The organism is Pseudoalteromonas umbrosa (assembly GCF_030125375.1).
Classification (GTDB): Bacteria; Pseudomonadota; Gammaproteobacteria; order Enterobacterales; family Alteromonadaceae; genus Pseudoalteromonas; species Pseudoalteromonas umbrosa.
In genome coordinates this window covers 25,049-43,100 of the sequence record NZ_JASJUU010000006.1, presented here as the reverse complement: position 1 = coordinate 43,100, position 18,052 = coordinate 25,049, and the positions used below count along the sequence as shown (strand labels likewise).

Sequence of the window (18,052 nt, the reverse complement as noted above, 5' to 3'; positions counted from 1 at the left end):
GTTTTATTTAATTTTAAGATAGTTGGCAATGCGACTAAAGTGCCTCTCAAAGCCGACGAAACTATGGTCACCACCAAACTCTATTATTGATGGGCAGTCTCGGTAATAGTTCACAGCCTCTTGATAAGGTAATACTTCATCTGCTGTTTGCTGCAATAGTAAAAGATTGCTCGGCATTGATGGCTTTGCAATATACATACGTTGCAATGCACTCATATGCTCTATTGTAAGTTCATAATTCAATTCTTGGTAGGGATTATACTGAGGACCAAGGTAATCCCATAGTAATTTGTCCGGTCGTACTGCCGGATTGACCACTACCGCGCGTAAATTAAACGTTTGTGATAAGTATGTGGCAAAAAAACCACCCAAAGAACTGCCAACCAGCGCGCACTCATCATCAATCATACTTTCCAACTGAAGCATTGCAACGCGCGGATCATAATGTAACCGAGGAACGAGGTATTCACAACGGTCTTTAAAATACTCTCCCAGTTGCTGCGCTTTAAACGACTTCTCTGAACTATTAAACCCATGGATATAAATTACTTTACTAACCATCTTACCTCTGTCTGCACACCTGCCTGCGACCAATTGATAAGTCGATATCCAGCTCCCAAGTCTTGTTGCTGCCAATCACTGGTATGTTTCGTAAACTGAATCGACGTCGCGGGGGTTGCGTAAATAGGGAGATCTCTGAAATTAAATCCATATTCATTGTGTACATGACCATGAAAAAGCGCCAAAGCATATTGAGAATCGACCAGCGTGTTCAACAATTGCGGACCATTTTCCAACATATGCTTATCTAAATAGCCTTGGATAGATAATGGGTTATGATGACAAAAGACAAGGCTTGGAACAGTACACTGTTGTTTTATTTCAGATAAATGCTTTTCAGTTATCCAACCTGCTGGGGTTTCACCTTTGCTATTCACTAACAAGATTTGGCCCAACTTAAAACTCATTTTTTTCGCTGATACTATTTGCCCTTGGCTTATTTCATTTAAATACGCGATGTCATCATGATTGCCCGGTAACCAAAATACAGGACATTGTAACTCCGACTCACTCACTAAGGTCGCAAATAATTGATAAGAACCAAAAGTATGATCTTGGGTAAGGTCTCCACCGAAAATCACGGCATCTAAATTTTGCTGTGCTAAATCGACCAGTACGTGTTTGAAGTGCTCGGCCGTCTTAACTGAAAAATACTCGCCACCTGCATGCTCAAATAGGTGTGTGTCTGTAATATGTGCAAGCTTTAACTGTGTTTGGTCAAAGTAATACGCTTCATTAAACCAATCCATTATTCACATCCCAATCAAGAGGTACGCGACCACTTTCAACACATGCCAACAGCCAGTCTCCTAAAAACGCATTAAGCTGATATTTTTCATCTTTATGGTGCATACTCGGATTCGGGTAGCGGTATGATGGCTTCACACGTTGATGGTAATTATGCTGATATACTTCAGCGACTTTTGCATCATGATATAACCTCACGGCCAACTCAAATTGCCCTAAGTGACTGCTCAAGCTATGCTGCTGAGTAATTTTGATGTCTGTCGTGTATTTTTCTACATTGTCTATTGAAATGAAGAAATCCATTGAACCAATTTTAATTTGGCGACGCGCCCCTACCTTTTCTTCAGGCAGCACCTTAAGTGCCCGTAAATAGTTACGCTCGCACAAGGTGATGTACTTTGGTAAAGACTGAACATAACCTCGATTTACTGCGTTTCCGTTATGCTCTTTATGGATTAAGTCAGACAAAGCGACTCCCGTTTACTACTTAAATGACAACTTGGATTTGTTTAGCGCTAACCATTGTAGACTAATCACCGTCGCAGCGTTATCTATTTCCTCTGATTCTAACCTGCACATTGCCTCATCAAATGACATAATATGGGTTTTGATATCTTCCCCTTCTTCAGGTAAACCAAAAGTGCCCCCTTGATAGTCTTGCAAATTAACTTGTGCAAGATATAGATACAATCGCTCAGTTGTGCCTCCGGGGCTGGATAAATATGAACACATGTAATGCAACTCAGAAAGTTCCAAACCGGCTTCTTCCTGTGCCTCTTTGCGAGCAACTGCTTCTAAATCATCACTGCCTTCAGCCATCCCAGCAATACATTCTAATAACCAAGGCGAGCTTTTGGTTGCTAATGCTCCAATCCGGATTTGCTCTATCAATAGTATTTCGTCACGAACCGGATCATAAGGCAGTACTGCAACCGCATGCCCTCGCTCAAGAATTTCCCTTCGAATTGGTTCACTCACGCCTCCAGCAAATAACGCATGTTCAAAAACATATTCTTCTATCTTGAAAAAACCATCATACAATACCTGGTTCGGTGATGCCTTTAGCATCACATGCTCACGACTGTATTGGTTAATTTCTTTCATATTTCATCCTACATTCATCAAAAGGGGTTTAATCTAGGCTATTTTATCCCCATATTGCTCTTAATTAACGTGAATATACTTAGCGTGTGAACTTGCTAAGTATTATATTCTGTTACACTTGTTTTGCCTTTATCTCTGGTTAGCCGTTGGGATTTTGTTTTAAAACAAGGTAACATGCTGACATCAAAATTGTCTAAGGACTGCACAAATAATGAAAAAAACCATTTTATCTATGCTGGTTGGCTTGAGCTGTGCTTTGTCAAGCAATGCCGCTAACGCAGAAGACTTATTACAAGTATACGATATTGCAACTGCAAATGATCCTACTGTTTTGCGTGCAAAAGCAAGCGCGGATGCACAAAAATATGCACAGGACAGCGCACTTGGCGAGTTACTACCCTCTTTAAATTTAAGCTTTAGCTACTCTGATACAGATACGACTGGCGCACCTAATTCACAAACCGATGCAACTGGCTACCAAGTGATGGACAGCTGGAATGATTCTTTCGGCCGTACTCTGACACTGAACCAAACCATTTTTAACATGGGTGTTTGGGAAAGCCTGACAATTGCAGAGAAGCGTGCAATGCAGTCAATAACACAATACGAACAAGAGAAGCAAAATCTGATTGTTCGCATTGCTCAGGGTTATTTTGATGTCTTAAGTGAACTTGATAAATTAGAGTTTGTCCAAGCTGAAAAACGCGCAATTGAACGTCAGCTAGAGCAAACCAAACAACGTTATGAAGTCGGTTTGACTGCAATCACCGATGTACACGAAGCACAAGCTCAGTTTGACCAATCAGTGGCCAATGAAATTGTTGCAACGAATGACGTGGAAACAGCCCGTGAAACGCTGCGTACGATTACAGGAAAATACCACTCGAAGCTGAATGCTCTCAATACTGATAAATTTTCTACAGTTAAACCAAATCGAAAATCAGATGACTTCATCGATATTGCGAAAGAGAAAAACTTAGCACTACAAGTTGCAAAAGCATCTTTAGAAATTGCAGAAGATCAAATTGACTTAGCACAAGCTGGCCACTATCCAACTCTTTCACTGACAGCGACTCATGGAGATTCGCTCGCAAACTCTCCAGGTAGAGAACTTGCACCACGCGGCGATTCAACAAACATCTCCCTAAATCTTAATGTACCTATATACTCAGGTGGACGCACTGTTGCTGCAACCGATCAAGCTCGAGCACTTTATGTTGCCGCAAGCGAAGATTTAGAAGCATCAATGCGTAACGTGACACGCTCTGTTATCACGTCATATAACCAAGTGATGTCAAATGTTGCAACTTATCGCGCACTGGAACAAGCGGTTGTTTCAGTGGAAAGTGCATTACAAGCGACTGAAGCTGGTTTTGAAGTAGGTACTCGTACAATCGTAGATGTACTAGTTAGCACGCAAAACCTTTATAGAGCAAAACGTGACTTAGCTAACTTACGTTATAGATACATTGTTTCAACTCTACAGTTAAAGCAAGCATCTGGCGAATTAAGCCGAGCAGATTTAGAAGCGATCAACAGAGGCCTTCAAGCTGCACTTTAATTGCATTCAATATCAGATCAGCATTTAGCTGGTCTGATATTTCCCACCATTCTCCGCCGCTACTTGAGCATCACAGCTGTTATCGATAAACTACGCTCTTTTATAGCTGTACGAGAGTATTTCACTTGGTCCATAATCCAACATTTAAACTGCAATTTTTAGCACCTAAGTTCTGGCTAACTTGGATCGGTGTTATCGTTTTATACTCTTTATCTTGGCTACCACAAAATGTGCAATTCATGCTTGGCAAACTGCTGGGTCGAATTGTGCATCGCTTTTTGAAAAAGCGTCGTAAAATTGCTGAAGTCAACCTCAAACTGTGCTTTCCGGATATGGACGAGCAACAGCGAAATGCCATGGTATTAAAAAATATGGAAAATACTGGTATCGCTACATTTGAAACCGGTATGGCTTGGTGGTGGCCAGAATGGCGTGTTAAGCGCGCTGTCGGATCTATTTCAGGGTTAGAACACTTTGAAACAGCGCGTAACAATGGCAAAGGTGTTTTACTCCTTGTGCCGCATATGCTGCATTTAGAAATGTTAGGAAGAGTACTGGGAACGAATACTCAGGGTATTGGTTTTTATCGTCCCCATAATAATCCCCTCATGGAATACTTCATGACTAAAGGTCGATTGCGCTCTAATGAATTTTTGATTGGCAAACGAGATGTGAAAGGGCTACTCAAAGCACTGCATAATAAAAAGGTATGTTATTACCTACCAGATCAAGACTATGGTAGAAAGCGCTGTGAATTTGCACCGTTCTTTGCAGTACCCGATGCAGCAACAACAACGGGTACATTACTATTTGCTTCTAGTCAAAAGTGTGAGACATTGAGCTTAGTTGGTTTACGTGATAAACAAGGTAAATACCATATTACTATTCAACCTGCGATGGCTGAGTTTCCAAGTAATGATGAAAACCATGATGTCACACGCGTAAATAAGCGAATGGAGCAATCGATAATGGAAGCACCTGATCAATATATGTGGCTACATAGACGCTTCAAAACACGACCAGATAAAGATGCGCCTTCGTATTATTAATAATTGAATAACAACGTCGAACTAAAATAATGGCTAGAAAAAATAAAAAACGAATATCGGCAATGTGGTTTTGGACTAGGCACCTTACGCTGGGCGCGATATTAGTGTGGGCAGCGTATTATTTTTTATACGGTAATATTCCAAAAATGGAGTTCAAGGAAACGACCAATGCCGCCGCCCAAGGCCTTTCACAGTTTTACGCTAATTACAGAAACCGCGTTAATGAACGTGACACTGAGCGAGAAAAGTTTGTCATGGATATTGGTAAACCCACTTTCCCACTCGATGATGCACTTGCTCAACGCGGACTAGTCGTAAAGCCAACTCACCAGAGGTGGACGGGAGAGAGCCAACCTCGCCGTTTTGAAATGGGTAATACTTTAAAAAGTGTGCTTACCAATTACGCGCAGCAAGAAGATATCCAACTATTTTGGTATCTGAGTAAAGATTATGTTGTAAAACAAAACTTTCGAGTTGACTCCGATTTTGTCAGTGCCCTGTATCAAGTCGGTCGTGCCATCAATGATGATTTCGAATTCGAGGTATACACCTTTTTCTGCCACCGCCAACGTGCGGCTGTGATAACTGAAAAGCCCTCCGTCTTCGTGCGTGAAAATTGCCGCAGACTAACGAACTAAGTTCTGATTTTAAGGCCTACTACTGCAAGTAGGCCTGCCAAATTTCTCTTACATATTTGCTTTGCTCAGACATTAGTGAAGCATCCACTGTTTTACCTGAACTATTCAAACTATTAAGGTGATAATGCTCTCTTAGTTGACAATAAACCTGTGTAAGCGTGCTTTTTTCATCACTACTTATGACCGACTCTTGGCTGGCCAGTTCGAAGATCCGAATATTGTCCGAGTAGCGTGTCAAAGCTTTATAGTCATAAGCGAATGCCAATACCAGATATTGCGCTAAAAACTCAATATCCGTCATACCACCTAGGCCTTGCTTTAAATCAAACACAAGCGAAGAGTCTTGAGATAAATGTTGGCGCATTTTTTCACGCATTGTCACAATATCTGATTGCAACTTTGCTGTATCACGCTGCTGACACAAAATATCATGTCGTATCGTATAAAAGCGTTTCGCCATCACTTCTTCGCCTACTATCATACGCGCCCTCACCAGTGCCTGATGTTCCCATGTCCAAGCCTGCTCACGTAAATATTGGTGATAGCTTTCAATATTAATGGCAAGTAAGCCTGAATTACCTTCTGGCCTCAATCGAGTATCTAGTTCATATAAAATCCCCGAAAGCGTACGGGTATTAAATAAATGCATCAAACGCTGCGCCATTTTAAGATAAAACTGTCTTGAGGCGATTGATTTATCACCTGTCGTTTTACTCTGGCCATCGCAGTTGTGAACAAACACCAGATCCAAGTCAGAGTCGTACCCCAATTCAAATCCACCGGCTTTACCATATGCTATCACCGCAAAGCCTTTTGCCTCTGATGAAGTCCCCTGAGGTGCACCATAGCGTACTGTCATTTGCCCCCATGCAATATCAACGGCTTTGGCGACTATTGATTCTGCTAAAGCCGTCAAGTGATCGCTCACTTTCATAATATCTAACACCCCTGTTGCATCCGCAGCTGCTATTCGCAATTGTTGTGTTTGCTTAAATTGACGGAGCGCTTCCATTTGCAGTTCAAGGTCTTGAGGATCGATACGCAAAAAATACTGTTGGATTTCATTGTAATATGCATTAAGTGGCAGCGGGCGATAAAGCACAGCAGGGTCAATAAGCTCATCTAGCAAAATAGGATATCGTGCAATCTGCTGTGCAATCCATGCACTGTGAGAGCACAGCTTAATCAGCTGCTTAAGTGCGCCTAGATTTTCATAAAGCAGCTCTAAATAAGCAGTTCGAGAAGCGACTTTAGAAATCACACCAAGCACACGCTCTAACACTTGCGGTGAGTTTAATGGCGTAATTTCACTAAGTACCAAAGGCATTAACTTATCAAGCACATCACGCCCTCGCACACCGATCTGTTTTTTGGTTATATCTGTGTAAAAAAGATTCAAAGTGTTTTGCCACAAGGTGTGCGCTTGCTCACTGAATTCAATGTCTAGATAGCTCACATCCTGATATTCCCAAGCAGATATAAAGCATGCTTTTAACGCCTGCGTATCATGGGGCTCCTCACCAATCACCTGAGAAAACTCAGCCCTTATCTGGGCTTGAGCCTGTTCAAGATAATCCACCAGCTGCGCATATTCTGGCAGGCCTAACAATGCGCACAATCGGTTTTGATTCAGCGTGTCATCTGGTAAAGTTTGTGTTTGCTCATCATTAAAAGCTTGCAAATACTGCTCAACACGACGCAGTAACAAATACTGCGATTTCAATCCTGATGCTACAGAGCTCGGGATCACCTCTTGTCGCGCTAATATACTCAATGCACTTAATAGTGATGGGGTCTGCAGATCAGGTTCTCGCCCACCTCGGATCATTTGCAACGCTTGAACAATAAACTCAACCTCTCTGATCCCACCAGCACCTAATTTAATGTTATTGATCAGCCCTTTTCTTCTCACTTCTTGCGCTATCATATGTTTCATTTTGCGCAGCGATTCAATCACAGAAAAATCAATATATCGGCGAAATACAAAAGGTTTGATTAACGCTTTAAACTCATCCCAATACTGGTTTGGCTGACCGAGTAAGCGCGCTTTGAGCATCGCATAACGCTCCCACTCTCGGCCTTGATCTTGATAATAATCTTCCATCGCAGAAAAGCTCATGACCAGCGGGCCGCTTTCTCCAAATGGCCTTAAGCGCATATCAACCCTGAATACTTGTCCATCAGCCGTTCGCTGGTCAAGCGCAGCGATTAACTTTTGGGCCACCTTCGTATAAAAAACTTGCGCTTCTATACTGCGGCGCCCACCTTGCGTCTTCACCGACAGTGGATAGGTAAATATCAAATCAATATCAGATGAAAAGTTAAGTTCCTGTCCGCCCAGCTTTCCCATACCCAACACAAGCATGGGTAACGGGGATTGCGCGTCATCCAGTGGCATACCATTGCTTTTAGCGACTTGAGTACATGCCCATTGATTAGCACTATCAATGAGTTGCTCACTGAGTTTCGATTGGTATTCAATGCTGTCAGCAATATCGTTACCCATCACCAAATCAAGCCACATCAGTTTTAACCAAAACCGCTTGCGGTAAATTCTTAATTGAACAAAGCACTGTGCCTCTGTTAACACTTCCAGCTCGCCTGTCAGTGCTGGTTCTATATCTCTGCAATTCATCGCGTTTTCATCAAGTAACCAATCCAACCACTGTGGATGTTGAGAGAGTATACGATAAGCGAAGTCACTGAGTGCCAATAGCCTCAAAGCTTGTGGATTTAAAGCTTGTCCTGGAAATAGCTCAGTAAAACGCTGCTGCGCTAAAGCTGTTAACTCGGGACTTAATTGGCCTTGTTCCATAGAAAAACCTCCAGTGATTTATGGCTCATTTGTTGTGCGATGTTATAGTAACGCTAAATAACAACAACCTTACACTGAGCATGAGTTACTTGTCTTTAGAAAACAGCAATTTTTTGACCTTTTTAAGCGGTTTACTTCTCGCCTTTGTGGCATTAATGTGTCTGAGAGTCACGGTTCAAATGCGTGCCAAAATGCATTTAAAAAAAGAGTTAGCTCAACATGACAACTTTGCGCTAGGCATTAACTATGCAGCAAAAGTTGCGGTGTTATGTGCAAGCACTGGATACTTTTTTGGTCACTTAGAGACATTTGAATTGTCACAGTTACACACTCAGATCGTGCTACCACTTATACTGATATGGTTCTTTATCTATATTGGCCAAGCAATTCATAGGAAGTGGATCCTATACCGCTTTAACGAGACACAAGCCATCCTCAAACAAAACGTCTGCGCAGCGCTTGTCGATTCTGGCATGCTGATAGGCAATTGTATTTTGGTACTTGGCTTGTATCACTGGTTAACGCCAAGCTCACTGCAAGCGCTACTTATAGTGAGCATCTGCTTTTTGTTTTTACAGGGGGTCTTTGCACTTGATAGCAAGATACGTGAATCTCGATTTGCGAGAAAAAATCAAGGCGCATCTTTACAGTATAATTTTAGTTTGGCCAATACTTCGATAGGGATCCGCTATGCTGGAAAAACGATTGGTTTAGCACTGGCTATTTATGCAGGATTACACAGCGCACCGAACTACCCAGATAAAATCGTTGATAACCTACTCACCGTGGTCATACATTCTATTTTTATGTGGTTTTTATTGTACATATTTAGTCGTTTAATGGTCGTCATTGTGCTGCCAAAAGTAGATATAGGTCTAGAGGTTGACCACCAAGATAATATTGGGGTCGCCTGCTTAGAATTTGCTGTTTTTTGTAGCATGGGCTATTTACTAATAAACATGTTTTCAATTTAAACGCCTAACTAGATTATGGATATCTTAATTCTGGAGACTTACGTCCTTGAAATTAGATAACTTTTTACTTGTAGACAGCAACTGGGAGTTCAGTCAGGAATTTGTAGAGTTTGTTAAATCTCTTGCCCCTGACACCCCCAGTCAATTAATTATCGCTGGCGACAATACAAAGCAAATGCTCAAAATGATGTTTAAAGATCAAATCAAGGATTACAGTTACTGTGACTTTGACAATGAGATAAGCGTTTCTGAGCTTGCAACGTACTTACATGAGCACCACAAGATCCAAGGGGTGCTCATATATGCGCTCGACTACAATCTAGCTGACGAAAAGCAAAAATTTATCTTCAATTCACTGCACGCAGAACGTTACACCATTGAACAATTAGCCAATGGCTACGATTATCACCGAGTAAATGACGCTTTTAACAATAACCACCTAACGTGTAACTCTAGTCTAGCGGCAACCAAGCACGATACATTTAGCGAATTTGTTGTATTGAAAACGGATACCACAGATTAACGCTGTGACGCCATACTCAATCACCAGTCATGTTCTCTAGACTCATGGCCACGAAAACCTTAACATGAGCGCATATTCAATTGAGACGTTCAACACTATGCGAATTCCACATATTTACCAACCATCGGACTTAGTCATTAATCAACCGACGACTTTAGATGAGGATGCTGCAGGGCATATTGCGCGTGTACTCAGAATGAAAGAAGGTGAACACGTCAGTCTGTTCAACGGACACGGTGGTGAATACTTAGCAAAGATCACCACTATCTCAAAAAAAACTGTCGAGGTTACCCCTTTCGAATTTGTCGATAAATGCGTCGAGTCACCTCTAAAAGTTCACCTTGGACAGGGTATTTCTCGTGGTGATAAGATGGACTTTACTATCCAAAAATCAGTGGAGCTCGGTGTCAGTGAAATAACACCATTATTTACCACTCGATGCGGTGTGAAACTCAGTGGCGAACGGCTGGCCAAAAAACACCAGCAATGGCAAAAAATTGCGATTTCTGCGGCCGAACAATCAGGCAGGAACTTCGTTCCTATCGTGCACCCGCCTATCTCGTTAGAGCAATGGTTAAGTCAACAAAGTGAAGAACTAAAACTCACTTTACACCCAAGAGCAGATCACTCTATCAAGACTTTGCCAGCACCGGAGCAAGGTGTGCGCTTTTTAGTTGGGCCTGAGGGTGGCTTTACTGATGACGAAATGACTAACACAACAGAGCAAGGGTTTATCGACATAAAAATTGGACCTAGAGTGCTACGAACTGAGACCGCTGCATTAACTGTTTTAAGTGCTTTACAGTTACAGTTTGGAGATTTGGCCCTTTAAATCCGTTTATAAGCCCTCATATTATAGTAAGTTAGCAGTCAGTCATGGTGATTTGGCTGCTAAGCACTTATTCACTTACATCGAAAATAACACATAAGGTAACGGCGATGGCAGTCAAACTTGGAATAGTTTCAGATCCAATCAGTGGTTTTAATATCAAAAAAGATACCGGTTTTGCCATGATGATGGCAGCTCAACAACGTGGATTTGAGCTGTATTACATGGAAATGGACGACCTGTACATGTACCAAGGTGAAGGCCGAGCAACAGCCGCAAAAGCCCGTGTGTTTGATGATGAGAGCCGTTGGTATGAATTAGAAGATAAGCAAGACATCGCATTAAGTGACCTTAATGTTATTTTGATGCGCAAAGATCCGCCTTTTGATACTGAGTATATCTATGCAACCTATATCTTAGAGCGCGCAGAATTGGCTGGCACCCTAGTTGTTAACAAGCCGCAAAGCTTAAGAGATGCCAATGAAAAGCTTTTCACTGCTTGGTTCAGTGAGCACACACCTGACACACTCGTTACTCGAAGCGCAGCGCAGATCAGAGCCTTTTTAGATAAACATCAAGATATTATTTTAAAACCGCTCGACGGTATGGGTGGGGCTTCTATTTTTAGAGTGCAACACAACGACCCTAACATCGGTGTGATCTGTGAAACACTGACAGAGCACGGTAGCAGATTTGCGATGGCGCAAAATTATATCCCTGAAATAAAACAAGGAGATAAACGCGTATTAGTCGTTGATGGCGAAGTCATTCCTTACTGTTTAGCACGTATCCCACAAGGCGGCGAAACACGTGGTAACTTGGCCGCTGGTGGTCGTGGTGAAGCAAGGCCTATCAGTGATAGTGATCGCACAATTGCAGAGGCAGTTGCACCTACTCTAAAAGAAAAAGGGTTACTCTTTGTAGGCTTAGATATCATTGGCGATAAGCTAACTGAGATCAACGTGACCGCACCAACTTGTGTTAAGGAAATCGAAGCTGCGTACGATATATCTATTATGGACAAGTTTTTTGATGCGATTGAAGCAAAACTCAACCATACTGAAAGTTAAATTATAGAAGGGGTCTCGCATGCAATCATTAGCTAATCACTTCCTTATCGCAATGCCTAACTTGCAGGACCCGATGTTCAAACGCTCCGTTACCTACATTTGTGAACATAACGAAGAAGGCGCAATGGGATTGATAGTAAATCATCCCATTGATGTAACTGTGGGTGAATTGCTCGATCAGATTGAAATCGATAATGATAAGGACAGCAGTGCTGCCGAGCAAACGGTTTTTGCCGGTGGGCCGGTGCATACGGACAGAGGGTTTGTGTTACATACGCCCAAAATAGGCTATGCCTCAAGTAAAGAGCTCAGCTCAGACATCATGATAACGACCTCTAAAGATGTGCTTGCATCCCTTACCTATCATGATAGCCCTGATGCTTTTATCATTACGCTCGGTTATTCAGGGTGGGAGAAAGGCCAGCTGGAAAAAGAGATCTTAGAGAACTCTTGGCTTATTATTCAAGCCGATCCGGAAATTATATTCAGTACGCCACCAGAAAAAAGATGGGAAAAAGCCGTCAGTATGCTGGGCATAGATATCGCACAGCTTAGCAACCAAGCAGGACACGCATAACAGAATGAGTAACAAAAAACCAAAAACCCCAAAAGGTCAACGCACCGTAATGGGGTTTGATTTTGGTACAAAAAGTATTGGTATGGCCATAGGCCAAGAAGTCACAGGTACAGCAACCAGCCTAGGAGCTGTAAAGGCAAGAGATGGCATTCCAAATTGGCCTGATATTGAGCAACACGTAAACGACTGGAAACCCGATTTATTAGTGGTTGGCTTGCCTCTCAATATGGATGGCACCAATCAACAAGTCACCTTTTCCGCAAAGAAGTTCGCTAATCGTTTGCATAATAATTACCGTTTACCCGTTGAAACACAAGATGAGCGCCTTACAACAACAGATGCCAAAGCTAGGTTGTTTGATCAAGGCGGTTATCGTTCTTTAGCAAAAGATAACGTTGATGGTATGTCTGCGGTGATTATCTTAGAGAGCTTTTTTGAACAAATGTGGGATGAAGAGTAGCTTACTCTTCACTTTCTTGCACATTCAATTGTTTATATTTGGTCAGATCAGGGAGTAATCCAGCTTGACGATATGCATCTTGGACTCTCCCCTGTTTACGAAGCTTTTTTAGACCCTTCTGGAGTGCGATAAATGCCCGCTCACCATCAGGGTGTAACCTTGAAACCACAAAGTGTCGGCTACTATCAAGTAAAATAACCCACTTTGGGTGAGACACTAAGTTGATGTTCGCTAATCGAAAGTCATTCCCTAATACAGGCATTAAAGGGATCAACATAAAATCAGCCCACTGTTTATTCACAATTTGAGCTTGAGAAGGCCAGTTAGGCTCATCCACCAGCTCTTTAAGAGGCAACCGACTCAGCGTGTACCAATCGACTGGCCAACGGCTTGACGATACGGCTGTAAGCTGCTGCAAATCACTTAATGTTTGAATGCGCTCCATTCGTTTATTGTCTTTTGCATAGTAGATCCCTGCAAAGAATTCACCTTTGCGGATCACCGGATCGCTTACAAATAGCTTATCTGCTTTGAGCTGTGCTTCTTCATACCAATAAGTATCAAAGCTCAATAGCTGCTTACCCTGATCAAGTAAGTTGGAATCTCGGAAATTAACATTACCGGGGCGATAACGAAATGGTTTGTTAAAGCCACCAAGGAGAAGCGCTTGATGCAATAGCACCATATCAATGACATCTCGACGCACAAATTGTCCACCAAAATTATCTACTTCAAGTGGTGAGCGCCCTGATAATAAAGCCGTGTAGTTCATATATACATCGTCTCTGATGTAGATATCCACATAGTCTGATTGAGCCCAGCATATATTGACTAGGCTCAAATAATAACAAGCGATAAAGCCCAGCAGCTTAGTTTTTCTTGCTATCCAGGCCATCAATGGTAACCCCTTGCAAAAACCCAGCACCTTTTTGCTCGTTATTTTGCAGCTTGATCATCAAGCGTAAGTCATTGGGTGAGTCAGCATGATGGAGCGCATCGGCATAATTTATACGTTGTGCTTTATACAACTCGAACAGCGCTTGGTCAAAAGTCTGCATGCCCATCTCTTTGGACTTAGACATAGTTTCCTTAATTGAACCTATGTCTCCTTTTTTGATTAATTCAGCAACCATAGGAGAGTTTAGTAAGATCTCAATGGCCGCAACCCTGCCTTCCCCTTTGGAAGTTGGTACTAATTGCTGAGCAACAATCGCTCTCAAATTCAGCGCCAAGTCGTATTTTAATTTATCATGCTTTTCTTTTGGCACAAGATGCATAATACGGTCAATGGCTTGGTTAGCATTATTGGCATGCAAAGTGGCGACACATAAATGACCCGTTTCTGCAAAGCTCAGAGCATACTCCATAGTTTCTTGTGAACGAATTTCACCAATCAGAATTACGTCTGGCGCTTGACGCAAAGAGCTTTTCAGAGCGGCCTCAAAGCTTTCGGTATCAAGTCCTACTTCCCGTTGCGTAATAATACTTTTACGGTGTTCATGCACAAACTCAATCGGGTCTTCGATAGTGAGAATATGACCTCGCTGATTTCGGTTACGATAGCCAAGCAAGGCAGCCAACGACGTCGATTTACCCGTGCCCGTACCACCTACAAATAAAACCAAGCCGCGCTTAGACATGATCACATCAGTCAATACCGAAGGCAGGCCGAGCTGATTCACATCTGGTATGTCTGTCACGATACGTCGAATAACCATGCCAGCACAATCTCGCTGCCAAAATGCAGACACACGAAAACGACCCGCATCATTGGCAACCGCAAAATTACATTCTTTTTCAGCGTGGAACTGCTGCCTTTGAGTCTCTGACATGGCAGACTCAACCATGGCTAAAGCGCCATCGCTGTCTAATACATCCTCATCCAGTGCACGCAACTCACCATCAATTTTTGCACTGACTGCCAACCCAGATGAGACAAACAAGTCCGACGCTTCTTTGTCTACCATCAATTGTAAATAATCTATTAAAGCCATACGTTAAAACCCTGCTGCACCAAACTGGTTTTTATCATGCGCTTTCGCGTGCGCATCTTGCGTTGTGATCAAACCGTGATTAACCATATTCATCAAACACTGATCCATCGTTTGCATGCCGTGCAGTGCACCCGTTTGAATCGCTGAATACATTTGCGCAATTTTATCTTCACGAATTAAGTTACGAATTGCCGGTACACCGAGCATGATCTCATGAGCGGCAACTCGTCCACCGCCCACTTTTTTAATTAAAGTTTGAGAAATAACGGCTTGCAAGGACTCAGATAACATAGAACGAACCATGTCTTTCTCTTCACCAGGGAAAACATCGATAATACGGTCAATGGTTTTAGGTGCCGACGTAGTATGGAGCGTGCCAAACACGAGGTGACCAGTTTCTGCCGCAGTCATTGCTAAGCGAATAGTTTCCAAATCACGTAACTCACCGACCAAGATAACATCAGGGTCTTCACGCAACGCGCTGCGCAGTGCCGCATTAAAACTATGCGTATCTCTATGCACTTCACGCTGGTTTATCAAGCTCAACTGATTTTGGTGTACAAATTCAATCGGGTCTTCAATAGTTAGAATATGATGATGTTTGCAACTGTTGATGTAATCCACCATAGCAGCAAGCGTAGTCGACTTACCTGACCCCGTAGGACCTGTCACCAGCACGAGCCCACGTGGGTTATCAGCGATTTTCTTAAAAATATCCGGCGCCCCCAAGTCATCCAGCGTTAATACCTGACTTGGAATGGTACGAAAGACTGCTGCAGGTCCTCGACTGGTATTGAAGGCATTGACACGAAATCGCGCTAAATTTGGTACTTCGAACGAAAAATCCACCTCAAGATTTTGCTCATAGTCCTTGCGCTGGTTATCATTCATAATATCGTAAATTAAGCTATTTACGTCTTTCGCTTCTAAAGCGGGAATATTTATGCGACGTACGTCACCATCCACGCGTATCATCGGGGAAACTTCCGATGAAAGGTGTAGATCCGACGCTTTATGTTGCACACTAAAGGCTAATAATTCAGTAATATCCATCTATGACTCCACTACGAGCAAATAATAATATGGTTACAATAGCAGAACGGCTAAATAACGCCTACGATCGCATCACAAAAGCAGAGCAAAATAATCAGATTTCTGATCCTGTTCAGCTCTTAGCTGTATCTAAAACGAAACCCATTGAACTAATCCAACAAGCTTATGATGCTGGGCAGCGCTTATTTGGTGAGTCTTATGTTCAAGAAGCCGTCGACAAAGTAATACATTTCAAAAACTATCGCGACATTGACTGGCACTTTATCGGGCCAATTCAATCAAACAAATCTCGGCACATTGCTGAGCACTTCAGCTGGGTGCAAAGTGTTGACCGGATAAAGATTGCTAGGCGCTTAAGTGAACAGCGTCCAACCAACTTAAAGCCGTTAAATATATTAATACAGGTAAACATCAGCGGTGATGAGAAAAAATCAGGCTGCATGCTAGAAGAGCTGTCTGAACTCGCTGAATTTATAGAGAGTTCGAAGCAGTTAACTTTAAGAGGTTTGATGACTATCACCGCTCAAACCAATGACGAAACCCAGCAACTACAATATTTTCAGCAAATGAAAGATTGCTTTGATAAACTAAAGACCCAATATCCTAATATCGATACACTTTCTATGGGTATGAGTGGTGACTTAGAACCAGCCATCTCAGCTGGTGCCAATATGGTAAGAATTGGTACTGATATTTTTGGAAAAAGACAATAAAGGCCAAACACAGAATATGTCTAACAAAACAATTGCATTTATCGGCACAGGAAACATGAGCTATGCCATTATTGGCGGTATGCTAAAAAATGGATTCAACGCTCAAAATATTATTGCAACTAATCGCAATCAAGCAAAACTAGAAAAGGTTGCAAGCGACTTCGCAGTGCAAACAACCAGTGATAACCTAGATGCCATTGCGCGTGCTGACATTGTGGTGCTTTCGGTAAAACCGCAGATGATGGAAGCATTGTGTGACTCTTTCAAATCAGCAAATCTTGATTTACGCGATAAAGTAATCATTTCTGTTGCCGCGGGTATTACTATTTCACGTTTAAAAGACATGCTGCAATGTGACACCAAACTCGTTCGCTGTATGCCAAATACCCCATCACTGGTCGGCCTCGGTGTGTCCGGACTCTTTAGTCAGGATATTGATGATCAGGAAAAAGCATTCGTTGACACGATTTTTAGCGCCACAGGCATCACGACTTGGCTCAAAGAAGAAAGTGAGATCAATGACATCATTGCTGTGACAGGCTCTTCTCCTGCTTATTTTTTTCTGTTTATGCAGGCGATTGAGGAAAAAGCCCGTCAGTTAGGATTTGATGAGCAGCAAGCGAGGCAGCTTGTGCAGCAAACAGCGCTGGGAGCCGCCCAAATGGCTGTCTCGCAGCCAGATGTGAGCTTAGAACAGTTGCGTGCAAACGTCACCTCAAAAGGAGGCACCACTCATGCAGCTATTGAGTCAATGAAAGCCAATCAACTTCCTCAAACCGTGGCAGATGCGATGGATGCTTGTATCGCCCGTGCTGAGGAAATGGAAACACAAATTTAAGGACCCTCTAAATGAGTGCAATGCATTTTTTAATTGAAACCGTTTTTAACCTGTTTTTAATGGTCGTACTACTGCGCTTTTGGATGCAGTGGGCACGCGTCGATTTTTACAACCCGGTTAGTCAAGCTGTGGTGAAAGCAACCTCATTTGCAGTGAACCCCCTACGTAAAATTATCCCTGGCTTTGCAGGCATAGATGTGGCCTCTTTGGTCCTTGCATTTATCGTCGCAGGTGCCAAGCTGTCTGTATTAATGTTGGTGTTCAGTGGCTACTGGGACCCAGCAACAGCAGCGCTTGGTGGACTGTTAACCTTACTTAAAGAAGCATTTAGTTTGGTTTTTTGGATTTTGATTATTCGTGCCCTTTTAAGTTGGGTAGTACAAGGATATAACCCTGCCGCCGCTGTATTCGAGCAACTAACAGAGCCACTGTTACGCCCAGTAAGAAAAATCATTCCTCCTCTAGGTGGGCTAGACTTATCTATTATGGTGGTGCTGTTTGGCATGATGTTCTTACAACGTTTGGTCATGGATTTTATGCATTAAG

General features: G+C 42.5%; 20 protein-coding genes. 12 read left to right on the top strand and 8 right to left on the bottom strand.

Going from position 1 to position 18,052, the window contains the following annotated elements; genetic code table 11:
- Positions 1-3 precede the first annotated feature (3 nt).
- From QNM16_RS18570 to QNM16_RS18555, 4 genes are read right to left on the bottom strand one after another with little or no spacing between them, the layout of a single operon-like run.
- Positions 4-561 (bottom strand): YqiA/YcfP family alpha/beta fold hydrolase, encoded by a 558-nt coding sequence (locus QNM16_RS18570; protein ID WP_284021850.1) that lies wholly within the window; start codon positions 559-561, stop codon positions 4-6.
- On the bottom strand, positions 546-1,310 hold the full coding sequence (locus QNM16_RS18565; RefSeq protein ID WP_284021849.1) for a metallophosphoesterase family protein: 765 nt from the start codon (positions 1,308-1,310) through the stop codon (positions 546-548). The genes QNM16_RS18570 and QNM16_RS18565 overlap by 16 nt, the downstream gene beginning before the upstream one ends.
- Positions 1,297-1,776 carry a DUF1249 domain-containing protein gene (locus tag QNM16_RS18560; RefSeq protein WP_336620312.1) on the bottom strand — a complete coding sequence of 160 codons (480 nt, stop codon included), beginning with the start codon at positions 1,774-1,776 and terminating at the stop codon, positions 1,297-1,299. The genes QNM16_RS18565 and QNM16_RS18560 overlap by 14 nt, the downstream gene beginning before the upstream one ends.
- A 15-nt stretch (positions 1,777-1,791) precedes the next feature.
- Positions 1,792-2,412, bottom strand: coding sequence for an NUDIX domain-containing protein (locus QNM16_RS18555; RefSeq protein ID WP_284021848.1), 621 nt, complete (start codon positions 2,410-2,412; stop codon positions 1,792-1,794).
- 211 nt (positions 2,413-2,623) lie between these two features.
- On the opposite strand from QNM16_RS18555, the gene tolC reads away from it, so the two are divergent.
- The 3 genes from tolC to QNM16_RS18540 all read left to right on the top strand — a co-directional run bounded on the left by tolC (position 2,624) and on the right by QNM16_RS18540 (position 5,660).
- On the top strand, positions 2,624-3,973 hold the full coding sequence (gene tolC / locus QNM16_RS18550) for an outer membrane channel protein TolC (RefSeq protein WP_284021847.1): 1,350 nt from the start codon (positions 2,624-2,626) through the stop codon (positions 3,971-3,973).
- Between the two features lie 125 nt (positions 3,974-4,098).
- Positions 4,099-5,022, top strand: a complete 924-nt coding sequence (lpxL, locus tag QNM16_RS18545) for an LpxL/LpxP family Kdo(2)-lipid IV(A) lauroyl/palmitoleoyl acyltransferase (protein WP_284021846.1) — start codon at positions 4,099-4,101, stop codon at positions 5,020-5,022.
- Positions 5,023-5,051: 29 nt separating this feature from the next.
- The gene (locus QNM16_RS18540) at positions 5,052-5,660 is read left to right on the top strand and encodes a TcpQ domain-containing protein (protein ID WP_284021845.1); all 609 of its coding nucleotides are present in this window, start codon (positions 5,052-5,054) and stop codon (positions 5,658-5,660) included.
- Between the two features lie 19 nt (positions 5,661-5,679).
- Here QNM16_RS18540 and glnE read toward each other — a convergent pair whose 3' ends face one another.
- The gene (gene glnE, locus QNM16_RS18535) at positions 5,680-8,475 is read right to left on the bottom strand and encodes a bifunctional [glutamate--ammonia ligase]-adenylyl-L-tyrosine phosphorylase/[glutamate--ammonia-ligase] adenylyltransferase (RefSeq protein ID WP_284021844.1); all 2,796 of its coding nucleotides are present in this window, start codon (positions 8,473-8,475) and stop codon (positions 5,680-5,682) included.
- Positions 8,476-8,555: 80 nt separating this feature from the next.
- On the opposite strand from glnE, the gene QNM16_RS18530 reads away from it, so the two are divergent.
- The 6 genes from QNM16_RS18530 to ruvX all read left to right on the top strand — a co-directional run bounded on the left by QNM16_RS18530 (position 8,556) and on the right by ruvX (position 12,908).
- Complete coding sequence (locus QNM16_RS18530; protein WP_284021843.1) at positions 8,556-9,449, top strand: DUF350 domain-containing protein; 894 nt, start codon at positions 8,556-8,558, stop codon at positions 9,447-9,449.
- 46 nt (positions 9,450-9,495) lie between these two features.
- The gene (locus QNM16_RS18525; RefSeq protein ID WP_063360756.1) at positions 9,496-9,972 is read left to right on the top strand and encodes a hypothetical protein; all 477 of its coding nucleotides are present in this window, start codon (positions 9,496-9,498) and stop codon (positions 9,970-9,972) included.
- A 97-nt stretch (positions 9,973-10,069) separates the two neighbouring features.
- Positions 10,070-10,804 carry a 16S rRNA (uracil(1498)-N(3))-methyltransferase gene (gene rsmE, locus QNM16_RS18520; protein WP_284021993.1) on the top strand — a complete coding sequence of 245 codons (735 nt, stop codon included), beginning with the start codon at positions 10,070-10,072 and terminating at the stop codon, positions 10,802-10,804.
- Positions 10,805-10,911: 107 nt separating this feature from the next.
- Positions 10,912-11,871, top strand: a complete 960-nt coding sequence (gene gshB, locus QNM16_RS18515; RefSeq protein WP_284021842.1) for a glutathione synthase — start codon at positions 10,912-10,914, stop codon at positions 11,869-11,871.
- Between the two features lie 19 nt (positions 11,872-11,890).
- The gene (locus QNM16_RS18510) at positions 11,891-12,448 is read left to right on the top strand and encodes a YqgE/AlgH family protein (RefSeq protein WP_063360759.1); all 558 of its coding nucleotides are present in this window, start codon (positions 11,891-11,893) and stop codon (positions 12,446-12,448) included.
- Between the two features lie 4 nt (positions 12,449-12,452).
- Complete coding sequence (gene ruvX / locus QNM16_RS18505) at positions 12,453-12,908, top strand: Holliday junction resolvase RuvX (RefSeq protein WP_284021841.1); 456 nt, start codon at positions 12,453-12,455, stop codon at positions 12,906-12,908.
- Position 12,909: 1 nt separating this feature from the next.
- Here ruvX and QNM16_RS18500 read toward each other — a convergent pair whose 3' ends face one another.
- From QNM16_RS18500 to QNM16_RS18490, 3 genes are read right to left on the bottom strand one after another with little or no spacing between them, the layout of a single operon-like run.
- Positions 12,910-13,803: a hypothetical protein gene (locus QNM16_RS18500; protein ID WP_284021840.1), complete on the bottom strand. Its 894-nt coding sequence runs from the start codon at positions 13,801-13,803 to the stop codon at positions 12,910-12,912.
- Entirely contained in the window at positions 13,778-14,902 is a 1,125-nt protein-coding gene (locus QNM16_RS18495; protein WP_211036195.1) for a PilT/PilU family type 4a pilus ATPase, read from the bottom strand. The genes QNM16_RS18500 and QNM16_RS18495 overlap by 26 nt, the downstream gene beginning before the upstream one ends.
- Positions 14,903-14,905: 3 nt before the next feature.
- On the bottom strand, positions 14,906-15,955 hold the full coding sequence (locus tag QNM16_RS18490) for a type IV pilus twitching motility protein PilT (RefSeq protein ID WP_063360763.1): 1,050 nt from the start codon (positions 15,953-15,955) through the stop codon (positions 14,906-14,908).
- 2 nt (positions 15,956-15,957) lie between these two features.
- Here QNM16_RS18490 and QNM16_RS18485 point away from each other — a divergent pair, with 2 nt between their 5' ends.
- From QNM16_RS18485 to QNM16_RS18475, 3 genes are read left to right on the top strand one after another with little or no spacing between them, the layout of a single operon-like run.
- On the top strand, positions 15,958-16,668 hold the full coding sequence (locus QNM16_RS18485; protein ID WP_284021839.1) for a YggS family pyridoxal phosphate-dependent enzyme: 711 nt from the start codon (positions 15,958-15,960) through the stop codon (positions 16,666-16,668).
- Between the two features lie 16 nt (positions 16,669-16,684).
- Complete coding sequence (gene proC / locus QNM16_RS18480) at positions 16,685-17,506, top strand: pyrroline-5-carboxylate reductase (protein WP_284021838.1); 822 nt, start codon at positions 16,685-16,687, stop codon at positions 17,504-17,506.
- An 11-nt stretch (positions 17,507-17,517) separates the two neighbouring features.
- Complete coding sequence (locus tag QNM16_RS18475) at positions 17,518-18,051, top strand: YggT family protein (RefSeq protein ID WP_063360765.1); 534 nt, start codon at positions 17,518-17,520, stop codon at positions 18,049-18,051.
- The last annotated feature ends 1 nt before the right edge of the window (position 18,052 follow it).

Excerpts from the sequence above, each read along its gene's own strand:
- QNM16_RS18510 (WP_063360759.1), top strand. The coding sequence starts at position 11,891 with ATGCAATCATTAGCTAATCACTTCCTTATCGCAATGCCTAACTTGCAG.
- QNM16_RS18540 (WP_284021845.1), top strand. The coding sequence starts at position 5,052 with ATGGCTAGAAAAAATAAAAAACGAATATCGGCAATGTGGTTTTGGACT.
- proC (WP_284021838.1), top strand. The coding sequence starts at position 16,685 with ATGTCTAACAAAACAATTGCATTTATCGGCACAGGAAACATGAGCTAT.
- QNM16_RS18475 (WP_063360765.1), top strand. The coding sequence starts at position 17,518 with ATGAGTGCAATGCATTTTTTAATTGAAACCGTTTTTAACCTGTTTTTA.
- gshB (WP_284021842.1), top strand. The coding sequence starts at position 10,912 with ATGGCAGTCAAACTTGGAATAGTTTCAGATCCAATCAGTGGTTTTAAT.
- rsmE (WP_284021993.1), top strand. The coding sequence starts at position 10,070 with ATGCGAATTCCACATATTTACCAACCATCGGACTTAGTCATTAATCAA.
- QNM16_RS18570 (WP_284021850.1), bottom strand. The coding sequence starts at position 561 with ATGGTTAGTAAAGTAATTTATATCCATGGGTTTAATAGTTCAGAGAAG.
- QNM16_RS18490 (WP_063360763.1), bottom strand. The coding sequence starts at position 15,955 with ATGGATATTACTGAATTATTAGCCTTTAGTGTGCAACATAAAGCGTCG.
- glnE (WP_284021844.1), bottom strand. The coding sequence starts at position 8,475 with ATGGAACAAGGCCAATTAAGTCCCGAGTTAACAGCTTTAGCGCAGCAG.
- QNM16_RS18485 (WP_284021839.1), top strand. The coding sequence starts at position 15,958 with ATGACTCCACTACGAGCAAATAATAATATGGTTACAATAGCAGAACGG.
- QNM16_RS18565 (WP_284021849.1), bottom strand. The coding sequence starts at position 1,310 with ATGGATTGGTTTAATGAAGCGTATTACTTTGACCAAACACAGTTAAAG.
- QNM16_RS18555 (WP_284021848.1), bottom strand. The coding sequence starts at position 2,412 with ATGAAAGAAATTAACCAATACAGTCGTGAGCATGTGATGCTAAAGGCA.
- ruvX (WP_284021841.1), top strand. The coding sequence starts at position 12,453 with ATGAGTAACAAAAAACCAAAAACCCCAAAAGGTCAACGCACCGTAATG.
- QNM16_RS18530 (WP_284021843.1), top strand. The coding sequence starts at position 8,556 with ATGAGTTACTTGTCTTTAGAAAACAGCAATTTTTTGACCTTTTTAAGC.
- QNM16_RS18500 (WP_284021840.1), bottom strand. The coding sequence starts at position 13,803 with ATGGCCTGGATAGCAAGAAAAACTAAGCTGCTGGGCTTTATCGCTTGT.
- QNM16_RS18495 (WP_211036195.1), bottom strand. The coding sequence starts at position 14,902 with ATGGCTTTAATAGATTATTTACAATTGATGGTAGACAAAGAAGCGTCG.
- tolC (WP_284021847.1), top strand. The coding sequence starts at position 2,624 with ATGAAAAAAACCATTTTATCTATGCTGGTTGGCTTGAGCTGTGCTTTG.